The organism is Marixanthomonas spongiae, assembly GCF_003095375.1.
In the GTDB taxonomy this organism is placed as follows: domain Bacteria; phylum Bacteroidota; class Bacteroidia; order Flavobacteriales; family Flavobacteriaceae; genus Marixanthomonas; species Marixanthomonas spongiae.
In genome coordinates this window covers 23,000-45,950 of sequence record NZ_QEHR01000002.1, presented here as the reverse complement: position 1 = coordinate 45,950, position 22,951 = coordinate 23,000, and the positions used below count along the sequence as shown (strand labels likewise).

Annotated in this window: 19 protein-coding genes; 9 read left to right on the top strand and 10 right to left on the bottom strand. The window is 43.2% G+C overall.

What is annotated here, in order from left to right:
* Nucleotides 1-129: 129 nt before the first annotated feature.
* From secDF to DDV96_RS02815, 4 genes are all read right to left on the bottom strand, one after another.
* On the bottom strand, nt 130-3,219 hold the full coding sequence (gene secDF, locus DDV96_RS02830; RefSeq protein ID WP_116693242.1) for a protein translocase subunit SecDF: 3,090 nt from the start codon (nt 3,217-3,219) through the stop codon (nt 130-132).
* Nucleotides 3,220-3,374: 155 nt separating this feature from the next.
* Nucleotides 3,375-4,238 (bottom strand): hypothetical protein, encoded by an 864-nt coding sequence (locus DDV96_RS02825; protein ID WP_133240803.1) that lies wholly within the window; start codon nt 4,236-4,238, stop codon nt 3,375-3,377.
* A 20-nt stretch (nt 4,239-4,258) separates the two neighbouring features.
* The gene (locus DDV96_RS02820) at nt 4,259-6,304 is read right to left on the bottom strand and encodes a TonB-dependent receptor (protein ID WP_116693240.1); all 2,046 of its coding nucleotides are present in this window, start codon (nt 6,302-6,304) and stop codon (nt 4,259-4,261) included.
* Nucleotides 6,305-6,373: 69 nt separating this feature from the next.
* The gene (locus DDV96_RS02815) at nt 6,374-6,745 is read right to left on the bottom strand and encodes a hypothetical protein (RefSeq protein ID WP_116693239.1); all 372 of its coding nucleotides are present in this window, start codon (nt 6,743-6,745) and stop codon (nt 6,374-6,376) included.
* A 333-nt stretch (nt 6,746-7,078) separates the two neighbouring features.
* Here DDV96_RS02815 and DDV96_RS02810 point away from each other — a divergent pair, with 333 nt between their 5' ends.
* The gene (locus DDV96_RS02810; RefSeq protein WP_116693238.1) at nt 7,079-9,634 is read left to right on the top strand and encodes an adenosylcobalamin-dependent ribonucleoside-diphosphate reductase; all 2,556 of its coding nucleotides are present in this window, start codon (nt 7,079-7,081) and stop codon (nt 9,632-9,634) included.
* Between the two features lie 104 nt (nt 9,635-9,738).
* Here the strand turns inward: DDV96_RS02810 and mdh are convergent, their stop codons facing one another.
* From mdh to gyrB, 4 genes are all read right to left on the bottom strand, one after another.
* A complete protein-coding gene (mdh, locus tag DDV96_RS02805) occupies nt 9,739-10,665 on the bottom strand; it encodes a malate dehydrogenase (RefSeq protein ID WP_116693237.1) in 927 nt (308 codons plus the stop codon).
* Nucleotides 10,666-10,770: 105 nt separating this feature from the next.
* Complete coding sequence (locus DDV96_RS02800) at nt 10,771-11,793, bottom strand: DUF6588 family protein (RefSeq protein WP_116693236.1); 1,023 nt, start codon at nt 11,791-11,793, stop codon at nt 10,771-10,773.
* 167 nt (nt 11,794-11,960) lie between these two features.
* Nucleotides 11,961-12,854: an OmpA family protein gene (locus DDV96_RS02795; protein WP_116693235.1), complete on the bottom strand. Its 894-nt coding sequence runs from the start codon at nt 12,852-12,854 to the stop codon at nt 11,961-11,963.
* A 127-nt stretch (nt 12,855-12,981) separates the two neighbouring features.
* Nucleotides 12,982-14,922 carry a DNA topoisomerase (ATP-hydrolyzing) subunit B gene (gyrB, locus tag DDV96_RS02790; protein WP_116693234.1) on the bottom strand — a complete coding sequence of 647 codons (1,941 nt, stop codon included), beginning with the start codon at nt 14,920-14,922 and terminating at the stop codon, nt 12,982-12,984.
* Between the two features lie 269 nt (nt 14,923-15,191).
* On the opposite strand from gyrB, the gene DDV96_RS02785 reads away from it, so the two are divergent.
* Nucleotides 15,192-15,737 (top strand): DUF2911 domain-containing protein, encoded by a 546-nt coding sequence (locus DDV96_RS02785; protein ID WP_116693233.1) that lies wholly within the window; start codon nt 15,192-15,194, stop codon nt 15,735-15,737.
* Nucleotides 15,738-15,881: 144 nt separating this feature from the next.
* Here the strand turns inward: DDV96_RS02785 and DDV96_RS02780 are convergent, their stop codons facing one another.
* Nucleotides 15,882-16,511 (bottom strand): 7-carboxy-7-deazaguanine synthase QueE, encoded by a 630-nt coding sequence (locus DDV96_RS02780; protein WP_116693232.1) that lies wholly within the window; start codon nt 16,509-16,511, stop codon nt 15,882-15,884.
* Nucleotides 16,512-16,855: 344 nt separating this feature from the next.
* On the opposite strand from DDV96_RS02780, the gene DDV96_RS02775 reads away from it, so the two are divergent.
* The 7 genes from DDV96_RS02775 (at nt 16,856) to DDV96_RS02740 (ending at nt 21,961) form a co-directional block, all read left to right on the top strand.
* The gene (locus DDV96_RS02775; protein ID WP_116693231.1) at nt 16,856-18,379 is read left to right on the top strand and encodes a helicase HerA-like domain-containing protein; all 1,524 of its coding nucleotides are present in this window, start codon (nt 16,856-16,858) and stop codon (nt 18,377-18,379) included.
* Nucleotides 18,380-18,396: 17 nt separating this feature from the next.
* Complete coding sequence (locus DDV96_RS02770; RefSeq protein WP_116693230.1) at nt 18,397-18,975, top strand: hypothetical protein; 579 nt, start codon at nt 18,397-18,399, stop codon at nt 18,973-18,975.
* A 95-nt stretch (nt 18,976-19,070) separates the two neighbouring features.
* Nucleotides 19,071-19,256, top strand: a complete 186-nt coding sequence (locus tag DDV96_RS02765) for a hypothetical protein (RefSeq protein ID WP_116693229.1) — start codon at nt 19,071-19,073, stop codon at nt 19,254-19,256.
* 263 nt (nt 19,257-19,519) lie between these two features.
* Nucleotides 19,520-19,942: a VOC family protein gene (locus DDV96_RS02755; protein ID WP_394340097.1), complete on the top strand. Its 423-nt coding sequence runs from the start codon at nt 19,520-19,522 to the stop codon at nt 19,940-19,942.
* 4 nt (nt 19,943-19,946) lie between these two features.
* The gene (locus DDV96_RS02750; RefSeq protein WP_116693227.1) at nt 19,947-20,972 is read left to right on the top strand and encodes an AI-2E family transporter; all 1,026 of its coding nucleotides are present in this window, start codon (nt 19,947-19,949) and stop codon (nt 20,970-20,972) included.
* A 2-nt stretch (nt 20,973-20,974) separates the two neighbouring features.
* Entirely contained in the window at nt 20,975-21,457 is a 483-nt protein-coding gene (locus tag DDV96_RS02745) for a thiol-disulfide oxidoreductase DCC family protein (RefSeq protein WP_116693226.1), read from the top strand.
* Nucleotides 21,458-21,520: 63 nt separating this feature from the next.
* Nucleotides 21,521-21,961, top strand: coding sequence for a YkvA family protein (locus tag DDV96_RS02740; RefSeq protein WP_116693225.1), 441 nt, complete (start codon nt 21,521-21,523; stop codon nt 21,959-21,961).
* 88 nt (nt 21,962-22,049) lie between these two features.
* On the opposite strand, the gene DDV96_RS02735 is transcribed toward DDV96_RS02740, so the two are convergent.
* Nucleotides 22,050-22,934, bottom strand: coding sequence for a bifunctional 5,10-methylenetetrahydrofolate dehydrogenase/5,10-methenyltetrahydrofolate cyclohydrolase (locus DDV96_RS02735; RefSeq protein WP_116693224.1), 885 nt, complete (start codon nt 22,932-22,934; stop codon nt 22,050-22,052).
* Between the last annotated feature and the right edge of the window lie 17 nt (nt 22,935-22,951).

Genomic DNA, 22,951 nt, shown 5'->3' with positions numbered 1-22,951 from the left:
CAATCGAATAGACAACATCTATATTCCGTGTTGCCTTTCATCTACTTGACCGCTACAACCTAACAACAAAAAACCCGTCCATTCAACTGAAAAGACGGGGTTTTTATAGTTCCGAAGAAATTAGAAACCTTACTGTGAAACAGCTTCTGGTTGTTTTTCCTCTTCTTCTTTTTTATCGGTAAGATCGATCCCTCGTTTTTTAACGGTATCGAAAAATACCGGTGTAGCGATAAAGAGCGATGAGTAGGTACCTACCACAACCCCGACCATCAAGGCGAAGATCAATCCGCGGATGGATTCTGCACCAATCAAGAATATCGACAACAACACGATCAAGGTAGTAACCGAGGTGTTTAACGTACGGCTCAACGTACTGTTCAACGCCAAGTTGATAACACGGTTTATTTTCCAAGTGCTGTGTTCGTTGAAGTATTCGCGAATACGGTCAAACACCACCACGGTATCGTTTAGCGAGTACCCAATTACCGTTAAGATCGCCGCAATGAACGATTGGTCAATCTCCATATTAAACGGCATAAACTTATAGGTAAGCGAGAAGATACCCAACACGATCAATACATCGTGGAATACGGCCGCTACGGCACCCAAACTGAACTGCCATTTTCTAAAGCGCAGTAAAATATACAAGAACACCACGATCAACGAGCCCAATACGGCCCAGAAGGAGTCCTTTTTAATATCATCGGCAATGGTAGGGCTTACTTTATAGTACTCCATTCTACCTACCTGCTTGTTGTCGTCATCCGATTTAAAATCGTCATACGTCATGTCTGATGGAAAATTAGGCTTCAAGGTTTCAAAAAGCATTTGTTCAATCTCTTGGTCCACACCCTCACTGGCTTCATCTACCTTATATTTGGTAGTGATTTTAAGTTGGTTATCGCTTCCATAAGTTTTTGCTTCCGCACTTCCAAAAGTAGCTACTAAATCCTTTTCAATGTTTTTAGCATCTACGGTTTTATCAAAACGAACGGTATAGGTACGGCCACCCACAAAGTCAACCCCTTGGTTAAGCCCATTGGTAAACAACGATCCTAAACTTATTAAGATTAAAATAGCTGAAATAATATAGGCTACTTTACGTTTCCCAAGGAAGTTAATATTTACGTTCTTAAACAGGTTCTTGGTGGCACCGGTAGAACAGGTCAGCGGCTTTCCGTTTTTGGCATACATATCGATAAACAGTCGCGTAATAAAGATTGCCGTAAACAAGGATGTAAGAATACCTATTAACAAGGTAGTTGCGAACCCTTGAATAGGCCCTGTACCGAACACCAATAAAATCAAACCTGTAAGCCCTGTTGTAATATTGGCATCGAGAATGGAAGACAACGCATTGTTGAAACCATCTTTAATGGCATCGCGCTGCGCCTTCCCTTTGGCAAGCTCTTCGCGTATGCGTTCAAAAATAAGTACGTTCGCATCTACCGAAATACCAATGGTCAATACTATACCAGCAATACCGGGCAACGTCAATACAGCGCCAAGCCCTGCTAATATCCCGAAGATGAACAAAATGTTTACCACCAAGGCGACATCGGCAAACGCACCAGCTTTTCCGTAGTAAAACACCATCCAGACCAATACAAAGGCCAAGGCAAGAACAAACGATATAATCCCACTGTTAATGGCTTCGTGACCTAACGTTGGCCCCACTACTTCTGCTTGGATGATATCGGCAGAGGCAGGCAGTTTACCTGCGCGCAATACGTTTGCCAAATCTTGCCCCTCTTTAATGGTAAAGTCACCGGTAATCTGGCTACTTCCTCCTGCAATGGGCCCTGTGGTTACCCCTGGTGCAGAATACACAATATTATCGAGCACGATGGCTATCTGGCTCTGGTTCTTGTAGGCTTCACCGGTCATTTCTTCCCAGATACGGGCTCCTTTTCCATTCATTTGCATGGAAACGGCCACTTGCCCTCTTTGGTCGTAGGTTTGAGTTGCATCGGTTACTACGCCACCAGACAACGGTGGTTCGTTGTTTCGGTTTCCTTTAACGGCGTATAAAGAGGTTACTTCGCCAACCCCTTCCACTTGGCTTTCGGTGGGCAATCCCCAAGCAAATTCAACGTAACGGTATTCATTTGGCAACAACGATTTTACTTGCGGCATACGCAAATAGCTATTGATTGCTGCGGTATCCTGGACTTCAAAAGTGGCCAACACAGGGCTTCCTTGGAAACCTGGGGAAACCATTTTGTCCAAAATTGGGTTTTCTTCGGCTGCTTCCTCTACATCTTCACCACCTAATAATTTACTAATATCATCTTCATCGGTAGCTGTAGTATCTTGTGCGATTTCTGTGGAATCGGTTTCAGTAGCTGCTTCTGCTTGTTCGGAAACGTTCAACGAATCTGCAGCTTCTGCAGTTTCTTCTTTTTCTGAAACATCATCCCCTTTTAATTCTTTTACCTTTTGGTTGGCTTGGGCTAAAAAGCCGGCCATTTCGTCAAATTTATAAACGTGCCAGAATTCCAATTGGGCAGTACTCTGCAACAGTTTTTTAATACGCTCTACATCTTTTGCCCCTGGTAGCTCTACCAAGATACGACCAGAATTCCCTAAACGTTGGATGTTAGGCTGGGTAACCCCAAACTTATCGATACGCTTGCGTATAACCTCGAATGCTGAAAGGATGGACTCATCGATTTTACGCTCCAGAACCGATTTCACCTCTTGGTTGGTCATAGAAGCGTTGATATCATCTTCTAAGGTTTTATTAAAGAAAATACTGGGCGAAGCCAACGAGTTATCGCCGGGCAAAGCCTCAAAAGCTTTATAAAAAGACTCCAAATACGTGTCTTGACTATCTTTCTGAAGTTCGTTGGCATTGGCCAACGCTTGATTAAAGGCAGGATCTTTAGAGTTGTTTGCCAGTCCTCGAAGGATATCCTGAACCGAAACCTGAAGAATTACATTGATCCCTCCTTTTAGGTCGAGCCCTTTGTTGAGCTCCTTGTCTTTTGCCGTATTGTAATCAATACCGAGTATCACCGGCTCTGAACCAATGGAATCCAAGTAGCTCGATTCTGCCATTTCCCGCTCGTCATGCTGGTTTTCCTGTGGGTATTGGCTTTGTGCAAAAGCCTCTGCATCGCCTTCAACTTTGTTTGCAACAAACGTAAATGACAGTTGGTACAAACTTACCAAGCCAAAGAGTATTGCAAATACTGTAATGAGTCCTTTATTTTGCATTCTTGTACGTGTTTATATAAATTTTAAAACGTGCAAATATAGGTTTTCAATTAAGAAATGCCAATTATTTTCTTTGTAAAAACTTTAACATAATTATTTACATGCAATAAGCCGGCATAAACCGGCTTATCGTTATTGTCTGTTCCGTTTTAAACTTAAAACTCAATTTCAAAATACAGGCTGCTTTCAGGGTTTTCGTCGGTAACGTCTTCGCCTTTTAAAACCGCACCCTCATCATCTACCAATTTCATGTTTATTTTCCAGTATCCCGTCATGGATAGAGACAGTTTTCCCGCGTACATTTGGGTTTGCCCGTTATAGCTTAAATCGACGTTGTTTGGCGAGGAATGATTCCCCATCCCCGGCATCCTTGGATCTATCTCAACGGTATAGCCTTCTACCACGGGAAACTCCATCATGGTTTCCATCTTGTGCAGTACAGCGGTCATATCATTTAGGGCAACTTGAGGAGCTACAGGCCCCACGTATGCGAGCACATAACGGGTTTCGTCGGTGCCCATAAAGGTGTTTACGCGCTTTAAGCCATCGGCCGGGGCAACTACATCTATACGTTCTGTTTTTGAAAACTCCGTTCCGTTTAAGGAATAATTAAAAGTAATATCCCAATATTCGGTGGCATTTCCAGGCATTTGAAATACCACGTACCCGGTATAAACCGTTGGGTTATCAGTAGCCACAACCGGTGAAACAGGTGACGAATGCATCATATTTTCCATGTGCATCATGGGTTTTAAAGACAAGTCGGCGTTTTCTACATATTTTTCGGAAACCTTATCTTTTATACGCATATATAAAGGTGTATACCCTATTTCAAATTGCGTATTGTTTTCTGAATACACTTCCAAAGTGTGCTCATCATAGTCAAATTCCTTCAGAAGAGAAAAATCTTCCATTGGGTTTTCTTCAACTTCAGTATTATCATCGGCATCGTCCTTTGAACAGGAGATACATGTCATTATTGTGATAAGAGCGATTGCTATATATTTTAAATTTTTCATTATTTGATATTTTATTGTTGTTAATTTATGGAATACGATAGGGTAACGAACATATTTCGTCCCATTTGCGGGATGTTGTTCCAATCGTTAAAAGTGGTGTAGTTGGTATCGAAGATGTTCTCTATCCCGGCTTTGGCGTACAAACTGTTCCCAGCCACAAAAAACCGTTTACCAAAAGTAGCGGAGACCACATTATACGCATCGGTCTGTTTTTCGCCATAGGCAGGATTAAAATGTTCTTGGGTGGCATTTCCATTTACCGAAACCGTTCCCGAATACCCGTTTCGTGAATACGCCACACTGGTTTTGTAAGCCAATGGGCTTATCAACGGCAGGTTTTCACCTTTATTATCGGTACCTCGGTGCCACGAAACACGTGCCTTTAAAACCAACCGGTTAAACGGTCGCCACTGGGCCTGCAACGAGGTATTGAAAATTTGCGCATAGTCGAGATTGGTATAGACCTTAACGCCATTGGCGCCAATGGTCATGGGAGCAAACTCGGGGACTACCTTGCCTATTATATAATTGGGCAGGTGAAAATAATTGGCCTCCAATTTCAATTCTACTTGCTTCTCTTTATAGGAAATTGCCGCATGGGTTTCCATGGACGCTTCGGTACTCAAATTGGGATCGCCCAGGTAATCAAAACCATCGTAACTGTTGAACAAATAAAACCCATACCCTTCCGAAACCGACGGGGCGCGTTCGCCATAAGCAGCCCCAAAAGCAACTTCAAAGACATTAAAGCTCTTTTTGTACTCTCCCGAAATGCTTTTCAGCAACCGGGTTTGAGAACGCTCCAGTTCAGGATAAAAAATGGTCAAGCTGTTGAACCCAAAATCGTCCGCTATATGGTTGCGATGCACGCCCAAACGGGTGGAGAACAACAAAGATTGATCGTTTTTAAACGAAACAACGTCTTCCAAGTACAGACCTGTGTTCCATGTACGCACGTCTGGCCAAGTGAGCATAAACATGTTTGGCTCATTGGGGTTATTGGGATACATGGTCATTTCGGCATACGACCGGTTGTAATATCCATCAACTTTTAGCGTAAACACATGCTTGGACGCTGCATATTTTGCCTGTGAGTACATCCCCGCCGTTTCGCTCCACCCAGGCATATCCATGTGGATGGGCACGTTAGGGCGCTGCGTATCGTCCATGACATGTTTAATGGTATTGTAATACAGTTTGGTTTCCCAATCGCCAAACATCGACAATAGCGAATCCTGCTCCAAGCTTACCGATGCGATTACAGCCCGCGCCAAGGAGACATCCATGGGCAGTGCCGGATACCCAACATCTTTCGCCTCGTCGTAAATTAGGGACGCCAACAGTTTTTTACCTTCGGCCAACTTGTACCCCGTTTGCAACGAAGCATTGTACTTTTCATATTGCGAAAACTCAACCTCTTCGCCGCCACCGGCATAGTAATTATCGGCTTTACGGTAAAGGATGTCGCCATTGGCATAAAAACGTTTACTTTCAAAACCGACATCTGCGCCAACTACACGGAGGTTGTTGTTGGTTTCGAACGCATTTTCTATTGTAGCGGACAACCCCTTGTTCTCAAAGGTATTCTTTTGCAAACTAAGGTTGATGCCACCTCCAATGGTATTTCCAAACTGTGCCCCTTGTTGGGACGATTGTATCTGGGCTTCCGCTAAATTTGAAACGTCCACATAAGAGGTAACGGGATCCATTTTATCGGTGCACGCGCCAAATATCTGCATGCCGTCTATGGTCACGACCAATCGTTCGGAAGTCATATTGTTCAATGCAGGTTCCCAGGCGTAGGCCCCGCGTTTTATCATAGTCACTTTCTGCGCACCTTCCAGGTATTCATCAAGCGTCGCAAGGGGTTTCTGACCTGTTTGGTGTTTCAGTTTTTTGGCATTGCCTATCAGTACTACTTCATCTAAATGCACAGGAAATGCCGGCAAGCTGTCCAGTTGTTGTTCTTGCGCCTGCAAAACGGGCACTGCGACCACCACGCACAACAACAGCATCAAGCTACGGCATGCCACAGGCAAGCCAAGCCCATTGTTATAGGTTTTCATAATTCTATAATTTGAAATGTTAAAAAAGAAAAGCAAGAGCCTGTTTAAAAGCCCATTATTGTAGAACAGTTATGCCTGAGGTGGTTTTGGAATGTTATATGCGTAAAGCTGGGAGTCCGCACGTTGATCAGCTCCTACCGGAATTGCACAGACTTCAAAAGCATTAGGGGCGTTTAATGTGTAAGTCGAAACAGGCTCGACATAGACAACTTGAGACCATTCATATTTGGTTTGCGAGTTGCCCAAGGGGTTTGCATCGTCTTTGGCTTCTTTTGCCAATTCTTTTGTAAGGTAACAGGTACCGTTACATTCCAGTTCGGGTTTGTCACGGTTTTCACATACAAAAGCCACTATGTAATCGTAATTTAGCGCATAATCCACGATGGGCCAAAGAGGCTTTAGCATCATAAATATTACGGTAAAAAACAAGGCTGCTTTCATAGGAACAAAGATAGCCAGAACAAAAAGTTTCAAATATGATTTCGGTCAGTAATTTAAAAAAAATATCTCTACGTTTTGGTTGTTGAAGACTCTTGAAAACCATTGCTTTTCATGCAATCCCAGCCACAGCCATTCGTTTGACGGGCTACGTAATAAAAAATAAATATTTGTTAACTTTCTATTGTTGACAAATATTTATTACACTGTTTTTCAGCTTATTAACAATTTGTTCTTGACAACTTTTTAATTTCATTTTCGGAGAAGTGATTGTTATTTTTCTATATTTACAAATTCAAAATCGAAAGTACAAACAACTAAAAAACCACTTAATCTATGCACGTAAAAGCTCCCTCCACCACGCCCCCCAAAACCTACACACAAGATGAAGCTTTCAACGCTTCTTTGGAGTATTTTAAAGGAGACGATCTCGCAGCCCGCGTTTGGGTTAATAAATATGCCTTGAAAGATTCCGATGGCAACATTTATGAAAAAACGCCCAACGACATGCACCGCCGCATCGCCAAGGAAATCGCGCGAATAGAAAAACGCTATCCAAACCCTATGAACGAGGACGAGGTGTTCGACCTTATTAAAGATTTTAAATACATTGTGCCACAAGGGAGCCCCATGGCCGGAATTGGCAACAAATATCAAGTAGGCTCCCTTTCCAACTGTTTTGTAATCGGCAATCCCGGTAATTCCGATTCGTATGGAGGCATTATGAAAATAGACCAAGAGCAGGTACAGCTCATGAAACGTCGTGGTGGTGTGGGACACGATCTTTCGCACATCCGCCCCAAAGGGTCGCCGGTAAAAAACTCGGCTTTGACCTCAACTGGAATTGTACCGTTTATGGAGCGTTACTCTAATTCTACTAGAGAAGTGGCACAGGACGGTCGCCGCGGTGCCTTGATGCTATCGGTTTCCATCAATCATCCCGATTCTGAAAATTTCATCGATGCCAAAATGGAACAAGGAAAAGTCACGGGCGCCAATGTTTCGGTACGCATTGACGATTCGTTCATGAAAGCTGTGAAAGAAGGAAGCAACTACACCCAAAAGTATCCTATTTTCAGCGAGAACCCGAAGTATTCAAAAACCATTGAAGCCAATAAACTTTGGAAAAAAATTGTGCACAACGCATGGAAGTCTGCCGAACCGGGTATTTTATTCTGGGATACCATTATCAACGAATCGGTACCCGACTGTTATGCCGATTTGGGCTACCAAACCGTATCGACCAACCCGTGTGGCGAGATTCCGTTATGCCCTTACGATTCGTGTCGCTTGTTGGCCATCAACTTGTTTTCGTATGTAGACAAGCCGTTTACCGACAAGGCCAAATTCAACTTTAAACTTTTCAAGAAACACATTGCCGCTGCCCAGCGCATTATGGACGATATCATTGATCTGGAGCTGGAAAAGGTGGATGCTATTTTAGCTAAAATCGATGCCGATCCAGAAGGCGACGAAGTAAAAGCCGTAGAGCGCAACTTGTGGCTGAACATTCAAAAGAAAGCCGAAGAAGGGCGCCGTACCGGGATTGGCATTACTGCCGAAGGCGATATGTTGGCCGCATTGGGCATTAAATATGGAAGCAAAAAAGGAGTTGATTTTTCAGTAAAAATCCATAAAACCATCGCCCTAGAAGCCTATCGCGCTTCTGTTTACGCTGCGAAAGAACGTGGGGCTTTCGGGATTTTTGATTCCGAACGCGAAAAAGACAACCCGTTTATTTTACGCTTAAAAGAAGCCGATGAAAAACTGTATTACGATATGCTGGAATACGGCCGTCGCAACATTGCACTGTTGACCATCGCCCCAACCGGCACCACCAGTTTGATGACGCAGACCACCTCGGGCATAGAACCTGTATTTTTACCGGTTTACAAACGCAGAAGAAAGGTAAACCCAGGCGATAAAGATGCCCGTGTGGATTTTGTGGACGAAGTGGGCGACTCTTGGGAAGAATATGTGGTATTCCACCACCGCTTTAAAGAATGGATGGAAGTTAATGGCCACGAAACCAATAAAAATTACAGCCAAGAAGAACTGAACGAATTGGTAGCCCAATCGCCTTACCACCAAGCCACTTCCAACGACGTGGACTGGTTGAGCAAAGTGCGTATGCAAGGTGCCGTACAAAAATGGGTGGACCACAGCATTAGCGTGACCATCAACCTGCCAAACGATGTGGACGAAGAACTTGTAGGCAAGCTGTATTTAGAAGCGTGGCAAGCCGGCTGTAAAGGTGTTACCGTTTACAGGGATGGTTCCCGTTCTGGTGTCTTGATCTCCAATGACGAGAAAAAGGAAGAAAGCAACGAGTCATTGATTTCCTTCCCAACTAAACGTCCGGAGGTCTTGGAAGCCGATGTGGTGCGTTTTCAGAACAACAAGGAAAAATGGATCGCCTTTATTGGCTTAATCGATGACAAACCGTATGAAATTTTCACTGGATTGGCCGATGATGAAGACGGTATTTTAATTCCCCGTTGGGCCACCAAAGGGTTGATCATTAAAAACCGAAACGAAGATGGGGTTTCCCGATACGATTTCCAATACCAGAACAAACGAGGCTACAAGACCACCATTGAAGGCTTGTCGCACAAATTTGACCCAGAATATTGGAACTACGCAAAACTGATTTCCAGCACGTTGCGCCACGGTATGCCCATTGAAAAAGCCGTCGAGCTGATCAACAGCCTGCAATTGGACAGCGAATCGATAAACACTTGGAAAAACGGCGTGGCACGGGCTCTAAAACGCTACGTGGCCGACGGGACCTTGGCTCGCAAGCAAAAATGCGACAACTGCAACTCGTCGCAGCTTATTTATCAAGAAGGCTGTTTAACATGTAAAGATTGCGGCTCTTCGAAATGTGGATAATTAGTTGAAAATTTCAACGGGTTTCAAGAATTGATATGCAGCTATTAAAAAACCCCAAAGGTTTCAGAAACCTTTGGGGTTTATTTTTTGAAGTGTTCTTCAAACTACAGCTCTAACAGGCCGTTTGTTTTACTAACGCCTTTGGCACTTTCTTTTAAATGGTCTTTTTCGGCATCGTTCAATGGGATGTCCACGATTTTCTCGATACCATCACGGCCCAATACTACCGGCACGCCGATACACAAATCGCTCAAACCGTACTCACCGTCCAATAAGGTGGAGCAAGGAAATATTTTCTTTTGGTCGCAGGCAATGGCCTGTACCAATCCACTTACGGCCGCTCCTGGCGCGTACCAAGCCGAAGTACCCAATAGTTTGGTAAGTGTTGCACCGCCCACTTTAGTATCTTCTCTCACTTGGTCCAATCTATCTTCTGAGATGAATTCGGTTACCGGCACACTGTTTCTGGTGGCCAAACGGGTTAATGGTACCATACCTTTGTCACTGTGGCCGCCAATCACCATACCATCTACATCACTAATGGGAGCTCCCATGGCTTCGGCCAAGCGGTATTTAAAACGGGCACTATCTAATGCTCCGCCCATACCAATGATACGGTTCTTGGGAAGATCGGTGGTTTTGTGCACCAAATAGGTCATGGTATCCATTGGGTTACTTACAACGATGATAATGGTATTCGGGGAATGTTTTACCAAATTGGAAGAAACTTCTTTAACAATTCCGGCATTGATACCGATCAACTCTTCACGGGTCATTCCCGGTTTTCGTGGAATTCCGCTGGTGATTACGCAAATGTCGCTGTCTGCCGTTTTACTGTAATCGCCGGTGGTACCAATAATGCGCGTATCGAATGCGTTTAAGGAAGCGGTTTGCATTAAATCCATCGCTTTTCCTTCGGCGTAGCCTTCTTTAATGTCCAGAAGAACTACTTCGCTTGCAAAATTTTTAATGGCAATGTATTCGGCACAACTTGCGCCCACTGCACCTGCTCCTACTACTGTAACTTTCATTATATATAATTTTTTTGAATGAATGATGTATTTTGAAACGGTACTTGAAAAAGCCCGTTGTGCAAAAATACAATTATCATTGGTAAATGCCCTTACACGAGCGTATTAAATTCCGAAATGCATCCCGGCCGTGACCGTGTTGTATTCTGAAAAATTATAGTCTGCGTGCAAGCCAAAAAAGCCCAATTGCAGTTTGGCTCCCAAAGTGCCGCGTACCCCAGAAACTTTTGTCTGTACCGTAAACGGGTCGGTAAATTCGTTGGTGTCTTCAAACAAGGGGATACCATCGGCCACCCGATAGGTGCCCAACACATTGAAATCTGATGTCCCACTCACATAACCTATACCACCATAGACATTGAACACCGGTAATTTGGTAGAAGCCTGAACCTGAAAAAGCCAACTGTTCTGTTTTACATCAAATTGCTGGTTTTCGCCATTGATGATGCTGCTGTCCGTGAAATCGTAATTTCCGCTAAGGTTATTGTAGGTTACCAAGCCCGAGATAGCAACCGGAAATACTACATCTGCCGGAAGCCATTGCGTAAATTCGTGCTGTAGGCCCACGCCAAAAAGACCTGTTTTTACATCTTCCCGTTCTATTTTCGGAAAGTAGCGCACTTTTACTTCGGTAGCTTTAAACACGCCCAACCTTGCTTGTAAAAAGGCGGTGGGCAAAAAATCAAGATTGGCAGACGCCAGTCCTTGCGGAAGGGTAAACTCTACTTCTTGGGTAAAAGTACCGGTTTCATCTTGTACTTCGGCATAGACAATTATATTGGGGTCGTTCTCCCCAAAAGCCGTGGCCACCTGTTTTTGGGTACTCCCATCGCGAAAATAAAGGTTGTTGTATTCGGCCGTGTTCAGGGTAAAGGTTTTGTTCTCGTCTTTAATAAACGAGGCGTTTCCCACTACCGAAATCTCAAACCTTAACGGTTTTTTCACTTTGGCCGTCTGCACCCAGCCATTTGCTGTATTGTAGATCATCCCTTCTGCGGCCGGGCTTATGTAGCCCTTGGTAAAACGTTGTGCATCTTCAATGCCGGCAGCCAACAGATCTTCTAAATTATCCTGTGAAAAGATTGGCAACGTTATAAAGAAGCCAAGTAAAATCAAAATATGTTTCATGCCTTATCTATTTTAAAATCTAATTGCTTTTTTAAAGATAGGAAAAGAAATGGCATTAGTAAACCTTTGTTAGAAAAGGTATATCAAAAACGGTTCATTTTGAAAGTAAGCAACTGTGTTGCACCCTTATGTTTTCGGCCGTAAGCTAAAGCAGTTATAGTCTAATGCTATTGCCGGTTTAACAGTACCACGATTTCAACCCTTCGGTTTTGTGCTTTGCCTTCTTCGGTGTTATTGTTTGCTATAGGTTGAAGTTCACCGTAGGCACGGGCCGTTATCGCCTGTTCTTCGATCCCGTGGTCAAGGAAGAAGCTTTTTATGGCGCCTGCCCTTTTTTCTGAAAGAAGCTGATTGCTTTCGGTTGTGCCAACGTTATCAGTATGACCTTCTATAACAATGGAATAATTTTCCAAGCTTTTTATTTTCTCTACTACTTGAATTAACTCTTTAGTATCTTTTAAAACAGCCTTCCCTGTATCGAACAAAAAAGCATCGTTTAATTTAAAATTTAAACCCGAACCTATGGCACCAATCGCATCGATGTCTGCCCCGGGCCATTTGCCGCTTTTTTTATCTTTGATATCCACAACTTTCACATAGCGAAACACATCGTTTTTTTGGATAAATTCTGAAATATCCACTTCTGAAAATCCTCCGCCGGTACGGCCAACCGCGATCCAATTTTTTCCATCTTTTGAAATATAGACATCAACCGGTTCTACAGCTGGGCCAATTTCAAATATATACAAATCTGGCCCTTCAATATCGGCCAACGTATTGTCGTTGAACTTTACAATCAACTCCCCTCCATATCCCAAGGTGGTGTATTTTTCCTGAAATCCACCGGTATAATCTGGTATGTGAAGCGATTTTTCTGGCCCATACCCATCCACCGGAGCGGGATCGCCTACTTTAAAAGAAACCACCTCATCTGCAAACGAAACATCGCCCAAGGGAAAATACACTTCTCCTCCCTTACCATCGGGATAGGTTTTTCCTCCTTGCGCACGCACATAGGGAACAATCGTTAACAGAAGCAAAAAAATAATTGAATTTTTCATACTATTTGGTTTTCATTAAATATAACCAATTTATTTTAAGGGCAATTGCTATAGCATTGGGCAGGTTGTAAAAAAACCCACAACGGTTGTTATGGGTTTTTAAGTGAATTAAAAAAAGCTAATTTAATTACGCATCGATATTTGCGTATTTTGCATTTTTCTCGATAAATTCGCGTCTTGGGGGTACTTCATCGCCCATTAACATAGAGAAAATACGATCTGCCTCGGTTCCATTGTCAATGGTGACTTGGCGTAGGATCCTGTGTTCTGGGTTCATAGTAGTATCCCACAATTGTTCGGCGTTCATCTCACCCAGACCTTTGTAACGCTGTATGCTGGCACCGCCGCCAAAACCGGCATTGATCTCAGCCCGTTCTTCTTCAGACCAAGCATATTCGCTTTTCTTGCCTTTTTTCAGTAAATATAAAGGTGGCGTTGCAATATAAACGTGTCCGGCCTCGATTAGGTCTTTCATATACCGGAAAAAGAATGTTAGAATCAATGTGGCAATGTGGCTACCGTCCACATCGGCATCACACATAATCACTATTTTGTGGTAACGTAGCTTTGAGAGGTTGAGCGCTTTGCTGTCGTCCTCGGTACCTACGGTTACGCCCAAGGCGGTAAAGATGTTTCGTATCTCTTCGTTATCGAACACTTTGTGCTGCATGGCTTTTTCCACGTTCAAAATCTTACCGCGCAATGGCAAAATAGCCTGAAAGTTACGGTCACGGCCTTGTTTTGCCGTTCCACCCGCCGAGTCACCCTCTACGAGAAACACTTCGCATTTTTCGGGATCTTGTTCGGAGCAATCGGACAGTTTTCCGGGCAATCCGGCACCGCCCATTACGGTTTTACGCTGCACCATTTCACGGGCTTTTCGGGCTGCGTGACGGGCCTGTGCAGCCAAAATAACTTTTTGAACGATGGTCTTGGCATCGTTCGGGTTTTCTTCCAAGTAGTTTTCGAGCATTTCGGAAACGGCTTGGCTCACGGCCGAAGATACTTCCCGGTTACCCAATTTGGTCTTGGTCTGCCCTTCAAACTGAGGCTCGGCGACCTTTACCGAAACGATGGCCGTTAAACCTTCGCGGAAATCATCGCCCATAATCTCGAACTTCAGTTTATCCAGCATTCCGGAGGCATCGGCATATTTTTTCAAAGTTGTTGTCAATCCACGCCTAAAACCCGTTAAATGGGTTCCTCCTTCGTGGGTATTGATATTGTTGACGTAGGAGTGGAGATTCTCGTTAAATGAAGTATTATAAATCATTGCCACTTCTACGGGAATATCATTTTTCTCCCCTTCCATGGAAATAACATCATTGATTATCGGTTCGCGGGTTTCATCCAAGAAACGGATAAATTCTTTGAGCCCTTCTTCGCTGTGAAAGGTTTCAGAAATAAAATCGCCGTCTTCGTCGGTTTCGCGTTTATCGGTAATGCTAATGGTAAGGCCTTTGTTCAAAAACGCCAGTTCGCGCATCCTGCTAGAAAGGGTATCGTAGTTAAAGTGGCGTGTCTGTTTAAATATTTCCGGATCGGGCTTGAAGGTTACCACGGTCCCCCTGTAATCGGTTTCTCCTGTAGATTTTACTGGATGTAGTGGTTTGCCGCGCTCGTATTCCTGCTCCCATATTTTTCCGTTGCGATGTACGGTAGCTTTCAGGTTTTCGGACAGTGCATTCACCACCGAAACCCCTACCCCGTGAAGTCCACCGGAAACTTTATAGGAGTCTTTATCGAATTTACCTCCAGCACCAATTTTAGTCATCACTACTTCCAGGGCAGAAACCCCTTCTTTTTTATGCATGTCCACCGGGATACCGCGACCGTTGTCCTGAACGGTGATGGAGTTGTCTTCATTGATCCAAACATCTATAGTGTCGCAATAACCGCCCATGGCTTCGTCGATGGAGTTATCGACTACTTCATACACTAGATGGTGCAACCCACGAACGCCCACATCGCCAATGTACATCGACGGTCGCATGCGTACGTGTTCCATTCCTTCCAATGCCTGAATGCTATCGGCACCATATACTTTAATATTTTTTTCGTCCTTCATAAATATAGGTTGTTTTTCAAACAAATTCGTAACGAACAAATATAACGAAAGCCTTTATATATTAATGGGTTTCGCCTATTTTACCTTCGGAAGTTATTAACAGATTGTTGTGAAAAAAGCCGAAATTAAACCAAATGCCACAATTTTGGTCAAACAAAAAACAATCCTTGTAATTTACACGTTGAAAACACGACAAAAATCACAGGATATTATCAAGTGAAAACACATACCAATTTTACTTTTTTGAAGTTATATGTAAAAGAAAAAACATGAAACCAATAGTTACCGCAATCGTTTTTTTGGCTCTTACCGCTTTTGCCGTGCCAAGCGTTCAATCACAAACCTTCCCTAAAATGGACATGAGTCCTATGGATTTGGCTATGGCACGCCCCAATCGCAATGCCCCGCCAATCGCCCGTGTTATTTATAGCCGTCCGCAAAAAAAAGGGCGTGAGATTTTTGGCGAATTGGTGCCGTATGGAAAAGTGTGGCGCACCGGCGCAAACGAAGCTACTGAACTCACCATCTACGAACCCTTGCAACTTAATGGCACCCTGTTGCAACCGGGCACCTATACCATTTATACCATTCCCGAAGCGGACAGCTGGACGGTGATCATCAATAAAAACACTAATGTTTGGGGTACGGTTTACAACAAAGAAAACGATGTAGTGCGCATAGAGACCCCAGCCCGAACCGCGGCTGCCCCTTGTGAATCGCTATCGATGGTTTTTAGGCCTGAGACCCATGGCACCACCCTTATGATTGGATGGGACAAAACATACGTGGAGGTTCCTTTTAAAGAGGTGGATTAGTGTTCAGTGGATTGTTCGCCGTAATTGAAACGTTCTGGGTAATTTTCTACAAGCTATAGCATTTTATGTTTTTCCTTAGCTCTTTTGATGAAGAGAGCGGAGCAATAACAGTATTCTTTAAGAAGGTTTAAAGGGATAGCATTACTACGGAATGTTTAGGTATTTATGCGTTTGCAAAGACACTTTCCACTTGGGGTTTTGCATGACGTAGTCCACGATCAACGGCATCATTTTGTCGCGTTTGCTCCATTCGGGCTGTAAATACAAGATACAGTTGTCACCAACTTTCCCGGCTTGCTCTTCGGCAAATTTGAAGTCGTTTTTATTATAAACTATTACTTTTAATTCGTCTGCTTTTTTATAGACTTCAGGAGTCGGCAGTTTTATCTTTTTTGGCGAAAGGCAAATCCAGTCCCACGTGCCCGTAAGTTTATACGCTCCAGAGGTCTCAATGTGGATTTGCATGCCTTTTTCCTTCAGTTTTTGGGTCAATGGGTTCATATTCCACGTGAGGGGTTCCCCACCGGTCACTACAATAGTTTTGCTGTATTTATCGGCATTTTCCACTATTTGGTCAATTGCTGTGGGGGGATGCAAATCGGCATTCCAGCTTTCTTTAACGTCGCACCAATGGCAGCCCACATCGCAACCGCCAACCCGTATAAAGTAAGCTGCTGTACCCTTGTGAAAGCCCTCTCCTTGAATAGTGTAAAACTCTTCCATCAACGGAAGCATTTCTCCTTTATTTACCAAATCTTGATTCTCGTCCTGCATAGGCTGCAAAAATACGATTTATAGTTGGCAGTTTACGGAAACTTCGATTGCTTTTTATGCCTAAGCACTACTTATTTAAATTTACGGCTACCCGTCAAAAATCAATTGAAACCTGTATAAGTTAGACGTATTAGATATTAAGGATACTCTTCGGCAACTCATCTTTTAATTCTGTTGATTTATAAATTTTATTTCTGTTTTTTATATTAACAATCACCTCCCACTTGAATCTCACACCCTAAATCTTTCAGCGTAGCGGGCCTAAGTCTTAGTTGGGCACGACTAATTCAAAATATATTTCAGAAGCTTGCTTACAATTGCTATTTTTATCGAAAATTTGAACAATGGCTGACAAACAGGCTTTCTTTGATCATATTGAAAAGGGATACACCACCAAGGGCGACTCCATTACTTTGGGGGCCGCTATGCTGGGAGGTGAAACCCTTACCAATGCTTTGGTAAAAATCCCTTTGAAAACCCTGAACCGCCACGGGCTGATTGCCGGCGCCACGGGAACCGGAAAAACAAAATCACTACAGGTGTTGGCCGAAAACCTTTCAGAAAAAGGAGTCCCTGTGCTATTAATGGATATGAAAGGCGACCTCAGCGGAATCGCCCAACCCAGCCCTGGACATAGAAAGATCGATGAACGCCACGAGCAGATAGGCATCCCGTTTACACCCAAAAAATTTCCGGTGGAGATTATGACCCTTTCAGAACAAAACGGTGTGCGGCTACGTGCCACGGTGAGCGAGTTTGGTCCGGTATTACTATCCAGGATTTTAGATGTTACCGAAACCCAAGCGGGAATTATTTCGGTGATTTTCAAGTATTGCGATGACCATAAACTGCCACTTCTGGACCTTAAAGATTTTAAAGAGCTATTGCATTATACCACCAACGAAGGCAAAAAAGAGTTTGCCGATGCTTATGGCCGCATCTCCTCTGCCTCTACCGGAGCTATTTTACGCCGCGTGATCGAACTGGAACAACAGGGTGGCGATTTGTTTTTTGGTGAAAAATCTTTTGATACCGACGATTTGCTTCGGATTGACAAAAACGGTATGGGTTACATCAACATCGTTCGGCTTACGGATATACAAGACCGGCCCAAGCTATTCTCTACATTCATGTTGAGCTTGCTAGCCGAGATTTACACCACTTTCCCTGAACAAGGAGACACCGACCGGCCAGAACTGGTTATTTTTATTGATGAAGCACACTTGATTTTTAAAGAAGCGAGCGATGCGTTGTTGGACCAAATTGAAAGCATCGTCAAGCTCATTCGCTCTAAAGGTGTGGGGCTTTATTTTGTCACCCAAAACCCAACCGATGTGCCTGATGCCGTGTTAAGCCAATTAGGTTTAAAAGTACAGCATGCGCTGCGAGCCTTTACAGCCAAAGACCGGAAAGCCATTAAATTGACTGCTGAAAACTATCCCATTTCAGAATACTATAAAACCGATGAAGTATTGACCCAACTGGGAATTGGCGAAGCCTTGGTTTCGGCATTGAATGAAAAAGGGATCCCAACACCCTTGGCCGCTACGATGATGCGCGCACCGATGAGCCGTATGGATATATTGGAAGACCAAGAACTGAAAGAGCTGTTAGAACAGTCGGAACTTATTGAGAAATACAACGAAACCGTAGATCGGGAAAGCGCTTATGAATTGCTCAACGAAAAGATAGCCATTGCCGAAAAAGAAGAAGCACGTGAAAAAGCAAAAAAGGAAAAAGCCAAGGTAAGCCGTTCCAGCGGCCGTTCTTCTTCCCGAAGCAGCAGGCAAAACCCCATTGTGAAAGTATTGAGCAGCCCAACCGTGATACGAAGCGTATTGGGCATTTTAGGAAAATTATTAAAATAAACAGACAATAAAAAAAGATGAAAAAGACATTATTATTAGGCGTATTGGCCACCACTCTATTTGCTTCTTGCGATACAAACAAAGATCCGTTTTCCATTGGCGAAGGGAGTATTGGCAACTTGGATAAAACCATCCAGATGAAACAGGTGGACTCCATTTTTGCTGAAGACTCCATTGTAAAACTCAACCCCATTAAAAACGCATTGGGAACCCAAGGCGAAGTGGAGGTTTATGACAGGGACGGCAACAAACTGCTTTTGCTTTCCCCAGAAGATGAAAACGACCCCAATGCAACCATTACAAACGTTCAAGTGTTCGATTCGCGTTACAAAACCGATAAGGGGTTGAGCAGCGGCAGCACCTTCAAGGATGTAAAGGCCAATTATACCATCTCGAACATTGAGACCACTATTAATGCCGTGGTGGTATTTTTAAAGGACAGTGAAATTTATTTGACCATTGACAAAAAAGAGCTTCCGGAAAACTTGCGGTACAATCCCAATGCAAAAATTGAGGCCAGCCAGATACCCGATGATGCGGAATTCAAGTATTTTATGATTGGCTGGGAACCTGAAGTTGCTACTGAAATTGAATAAAATTTTGTAAAAATCATCTCAATATTTTGTTAAGCCCCGCCCAAAAGCGGGGTTTTTCTTTTAATTTTAACACCTAACCAATACATAATATTGTTATGATAAAGATTTTAGGATTCATATTAACTATAGGTGGTGCCATTGCACTGGTGCTTGGAATACTGAGCGTGTTTGGCAGTTTAGACGCTGGCATGAGCCCTTGGGCGCTCATCATATTGGGAGTGATTTTCTTCTTTGCAGGCATCGGTCTATTAAAAAGAAAAAGCGACACCGATGAGACCTAAAAACGTTATTTTTATTAACCTGTTGAATTATGCCAGATGCAAGGATAAAAATTGAAGATCGATACAAAACCTTGCACATTAAGTAATTTAACAAAGAAAAGCGGCCCGTATTGCCCATACCGAAGACGCTGGAACAAAGGGCGGAAATTCGATACCTAACAAAAAAAGAATTAAAGACGAAAAGTACGACCAAGCCACAATTATAGGCATTCATGGTTCGTTCCAAACAAGTAACAAATGATCAACGCCTTACACAGTAAATAATGAATATACGCCCATTTCATTTGGCCATTCCGGTTGACGACTTAGACGCATGTCGCATATTTTACCGTGATGTACTGGGTTTTACCGAAGGACGAAGCAGCGACCATTGGGTAGATTTTGATTTTTTTGGACATCAATTGGTGCTTCATTATAAGGAAAAACCAACGACTGAAACTTTAACCTCGAACCCAGTGGACGGTAAAGACGTGCCCGTTCCGCATTTTGGGGTGGTGCTTGACATGGAAACCTTTACCACTTTTTCTTCTTTGTTAAAAAGTAAAAATATTACCTTTATCATCGAGCCGTACATCCGGTTTAAAGGAAAACCAGGAGAACAGGCCACGATGTTTTTTAAAGACCCTTCTGGTAACGCCTTGGAATTTAAAGCTTTTAAAAACCTCAACCAACTCTTTGCCCACTAACCAAATGAAGTCAATTTCTCCAAACATTATCCGTCAGCTCTTTGTATTGTTGCTCATTTTATTGATGGGCAGCCTTATTTTCAGGGAAATGGTCCCCTATCTTTCTGGAGTGTTGGGCGCGGTTACCATCTACGTTTTATTGCGGGGCTGGATGAAAAAATTGGTCAATAAAAAAAAATGGAACCCTGATCTTGCCGCCGGGCTGTTGATGTTGCTTTCTTTTATTGGCATCTTGTTGCCGGTTTCGGGCATCGTACTGATGTTGGGCAATAAAATAGGAAACGCCGTTCAAAATTCTGAAGAAGTCATTAGGGCTCTTAAGGAGCAGTTGGGGGAATTGGAAACCCAGATTGGGTACGAAATAAGCTCACAAATTGATACTACCGCTATTTCAACTTGGATTTCCACACAGCTACAAAGTTTTGCCGGCGGAACGTTTAACATGTTTATTGCTATCGGGTTGATGTATTTTATGCTTTATTATATGCTCACCAACAGACAAGAACTGAAAGAATCCCTGTTTGACTATATTCCCATTGGAGACAATAACCTAAAGCAGATTGGCGATGAAGCCAATGCAATGGTACGTGCCAATGCGATTGGTATTCCATTGGTCGCCCTTGCTCAAGGGATTGTAGCCTTGATTGGTTTTCTAATCTTCGGGGTTGACGACCCATTTTTTTGGTTTGTCATTACCACAATTGGTTCCATGATCCCTTTTATTGGTACGTTAGTGGGTATTTTACCCGTGTTTATATTAACCCTTTCTGCTGGTCACACCTTTCAGGCATGGGGTGTATTGTTGTACGGATTTGTGGTGGTAGGCTCCACAGACAATATTTTCAGGATGTACGCCTTGAAAAGGCTGGATAATGTACACCCGTTGATAACCTTTATAGGGGTTGTTGTTGGTGTACCGCTATTCGGATTTATCGGGTTAATTTTTGGGCCGTTACTTATCAGTTTATTTTTGATCGTGCTGCGCATTTACCGCAAGGAATATGGAAAGGCCGGTGGAAAAAAAGTATAGCCATGTTCCGCAAGTTTAAAAAAACCAAATATCCACCTTCGCATAAACCGGTATTGGTCTGGGACGGCGAATGTGGATTTTGCAAGTATTGGGTAATCCGGTGGAAAAGCCTCACCTCTGGGAATATCGTGTATAAAACCTATCAAGAAGTAGCCTCCCAGTTTCAAGATATTCCAATAAAAGAATTCAAAAAGGCTTCCCGCCTCATTGAAACCGATGGATGTGTGTATAGTGGGCCCGATTCGGCTTACCGCAGTTATACCTATACAAACAAAACGTGGCCGTGGCATAATTGGTACACCCGTTATAACTGGTTTGCGACTTTAAGCGACCACGGATACAATTACATTGCCAAGCACCGTCCGTTTTTTTTTGATTTGACCAAATTATGTTTCGGAAGCGATCCCAAACACTTAAAACCCTATTGGTTGCTTTATCTTTTAGCGGTATTTGCGGCATTTTATTTCTTGTGGACCATTTTATAACACTTTTTTAAAACAATTTTCTTTTTTGAAGCAGTATCTTTCCAAAAATAGAAAAGATAAACTATGTTATTCGGAAAAAAGAAAGAGAAAGTGCATTTTAATCCCGGAAACCGTGATGATGGCGTCGATGAAAACTTCGTTGAAGAAACGGTGAACAAAATCGATGAAGACGATGTAGAAGTTGTTTTGAAAAACGAAGAAAATATCGACAAAAAATTCAGTGGAAACAATTCCCTTTCGAAATATATGGAATTGGGCAGAATTATGGTGAGTATGCTGAAAGACGTAAAAAACGGCCGCTACAAGAACATCCCGTGGTTTACCATTGCTACCGTAGTAATGGCATTGCTCTATGTACTGAACCCTATGGATATTGTCCCCGATTTTATACCCGGCGTTGGTTACATTGACGATGTGGCCGTATTGACCATGGGCGTAGGCTGGATAGAAAGTGACCTGCACCGGTACTTGGATTGGCGCCTAGAGAATGATTTAGGTATATAATTTTACCTGCTTTCGCCTAACAGCGCACAGGTACGTGGCACTCCCATTAAATAGAGCATCTTTTAGTATTGCAAATAATGGTTTATCGCTATTTTCTTCCCCTACGTTGTTCTCTGGCAAGCAGCGTGTTTTTCAATAACATAGCAATGGTCATGGGCCCTACTCCTCCAGGAACGGGAGTAATATACGAGGCTTTTTTACTTGCATTCTCAAAATCCACATCGCCTTTTAGCACGTAGCCTTTTTTAGCATTTTCATCAGGAACGCGGGTGATGCCCACATCGATCACTACGGCATCGTCTTTTATCATTTCGGCTTTTAAGAAATCTGGGATGCCCACAGCGATAATGACAATATCGGCTTGGGAGGTTATTTGCGTGATGTTTTTGGTGTATTCGTGCGTTAACGTTACCGTAGAATTGCCCGGAAAACCACTTCGGCCCATTAAAATGCTCATGGGCCTTCCCACAATGTGACTACGCCCAATAACAACGGTATGTTTACCCTTGGTAGGGATATCATAGCGTTCCAATAATTCCAAAATACCAAATGGGGTTGCGGGGATAAAGGAGGTCATATCCAGCGACATTTTTCCGAAATTCGTGGGATGAAATCCATCCACATCCTTATCGGGGTCCACAGCCAGAAGCACTTTTTGTGTATCTATTTGCGGTGGCAACGGCAACTGCACGATAAACCCATCGATGGCGTCTTCGTTGTTCAGTTTTTCAATTTTATCCATAAGCTCCACTTCGCTGGTGGTGCTGGACAGCCTGACCAAAGTTGACTCAAACCCCACTTGTTCGCACGCTTTAACCTTAGTGTTTACGTAGGTCATGCTGGCACCGTCGTTCCCTACGATAATGGCTGCCAAATGAGGTACCTTTTCATTGTTGGTTTTCATTCGGTCCACTTCGGCCTTGATTTCGGCTTTAATGTCGTTCGATATTTTTTTACCGTCTAATATTGTCATTTTTGTTGGGTTAAGGA

Bases quoted from the DNA above. Each gene is read 5' to 3' on its own strand.
- secDF (WP_116693242.1), bottom strand. From the start codon at position 3,219: ATGCAAAATAAAGGACTCATTACAGTATTTGCAATACTCTTTGGCTTG.
- DDV96_RS02825 (WP_133240803.1), bottom strand. From the start codon at position 4,238: ATGAAAAATTTAAAATATATAGCAATCGCTCTTATCACAATAATGACA.
- DDV96_RS02820 (WP_116693240.1), bottom strand. From the start codon at position 6,304: ATGAAAACCTATAACAATGGGCTTGGCTTGCCTGTGGCATGCCGTAGC.
- DDV96_RS02815 (WP_116693239.1), bottom strand. From the start codon at position 6,745: ATGAAAGCAGCCTTGTTTTTTACCGTAATATTTATGATGCTAAAGCCT.
- DDV96_RS02810 (WP_116693238.1), top strand. From the start codon at position 7,079: ATGCACGTAAAAGCTCCCTCCACCACGCCCCCCAAAACCTACACACAA.
- mdh (WP_116693237.1), bottom strand. From the start codon at position 10,665: ATGAAAGTTACAGTAGTAGGAGCAGGTGCAGTGGGCGCAAGTTGTGCC.
- DDV96_RS02800 (WP_116693236.1), bottom strand. From the start codon at position 11,793: ATGAAACATATTTTGATTTTACTTGGCTTCTTTATAACGTTGCCAATC.
- DDV96_RS02795 (WP_116693235.1), bottom strand. From the start codon at position 12,854: ATGAAAAATTCAATTATTTTTTTGCTTCTGTTAACGATTGTTCCCTAT.
- gyrB (WP_116693234.1), bottom strand. From the start codon at position 14,922: ATGAAGGACGAAAAAAATATTAAAGTATATGGTGCCGATAGCATTCAG.
- DDV96_RS02785 (WP_116693233.1), top strand. From the start codon at position 15,192: ATGAAACCAATAGTTACCGCAATCGTTTTTTTGGCTCTTACCGCTTTT.
- DDV96_RS02780 (WP_116693232.1), bottom strand. From the start codon at position 16,511: ATGCAGGACGAGAATCAAGATTTGGTAAATAAAGGAGAAATGCTTCCG.
- DDV96_RS02775 (WP_116693231.1), top strand. From the start codon at position 16,856: ATGGCTGACAAACAGGCTTTCTTTGATCATATTGAAAAGGGATACACC.
- DDV96_RS02770 (WP_116693230.1), top strand. From the start codon at position 18,397: ATGAAAAAGACATTATTATTAGGCGTATTGGCCACCACTCTATTTGCT.
- DDV96_RS02765 (WP_116693229.1), top strand. From the start codon at position 19,071: ATGATAAAGATTTTAGGATTCATATTAACTATAGGTGGTGCCATTGCA.
- DDV96_RS02755 (WP_394340097.1), top strand. From the start codon at position 19,520: ATGAATATACGCCCATTTCATTTGGCCATTCCGGTTGACGACTTAGAC.
- DDV96_RS02750 (WP_116693227.1), top strand. From the start codon at position 19,947: ATGAAGTCAATTTCTCCAAACATTATCCGTCAGCTCTTTGTATTGTTG.
- DDV96_RS02745 (WP_116693226.1), top strand. From the start codon at position 20,975: ATGTTCCGCAAGTTTAAAAAAACCAAATATCCACCTTCGCATAAACCG.
- DDV96_RS02740 (WP_116693225.1), top strand. From the start codon at position 21,521: ATGTTATTCGGAAAAAAGAAAGAGAAAGTGCATTTTAATCCCGGAAAC.
- DDV96_RS02735 (WP_116693224.1), bottom strand. From the start codon at position 22,934: ATGACAATATTAGACGGTAAAAAAATATCGAACGACATTAAAGCCGAA.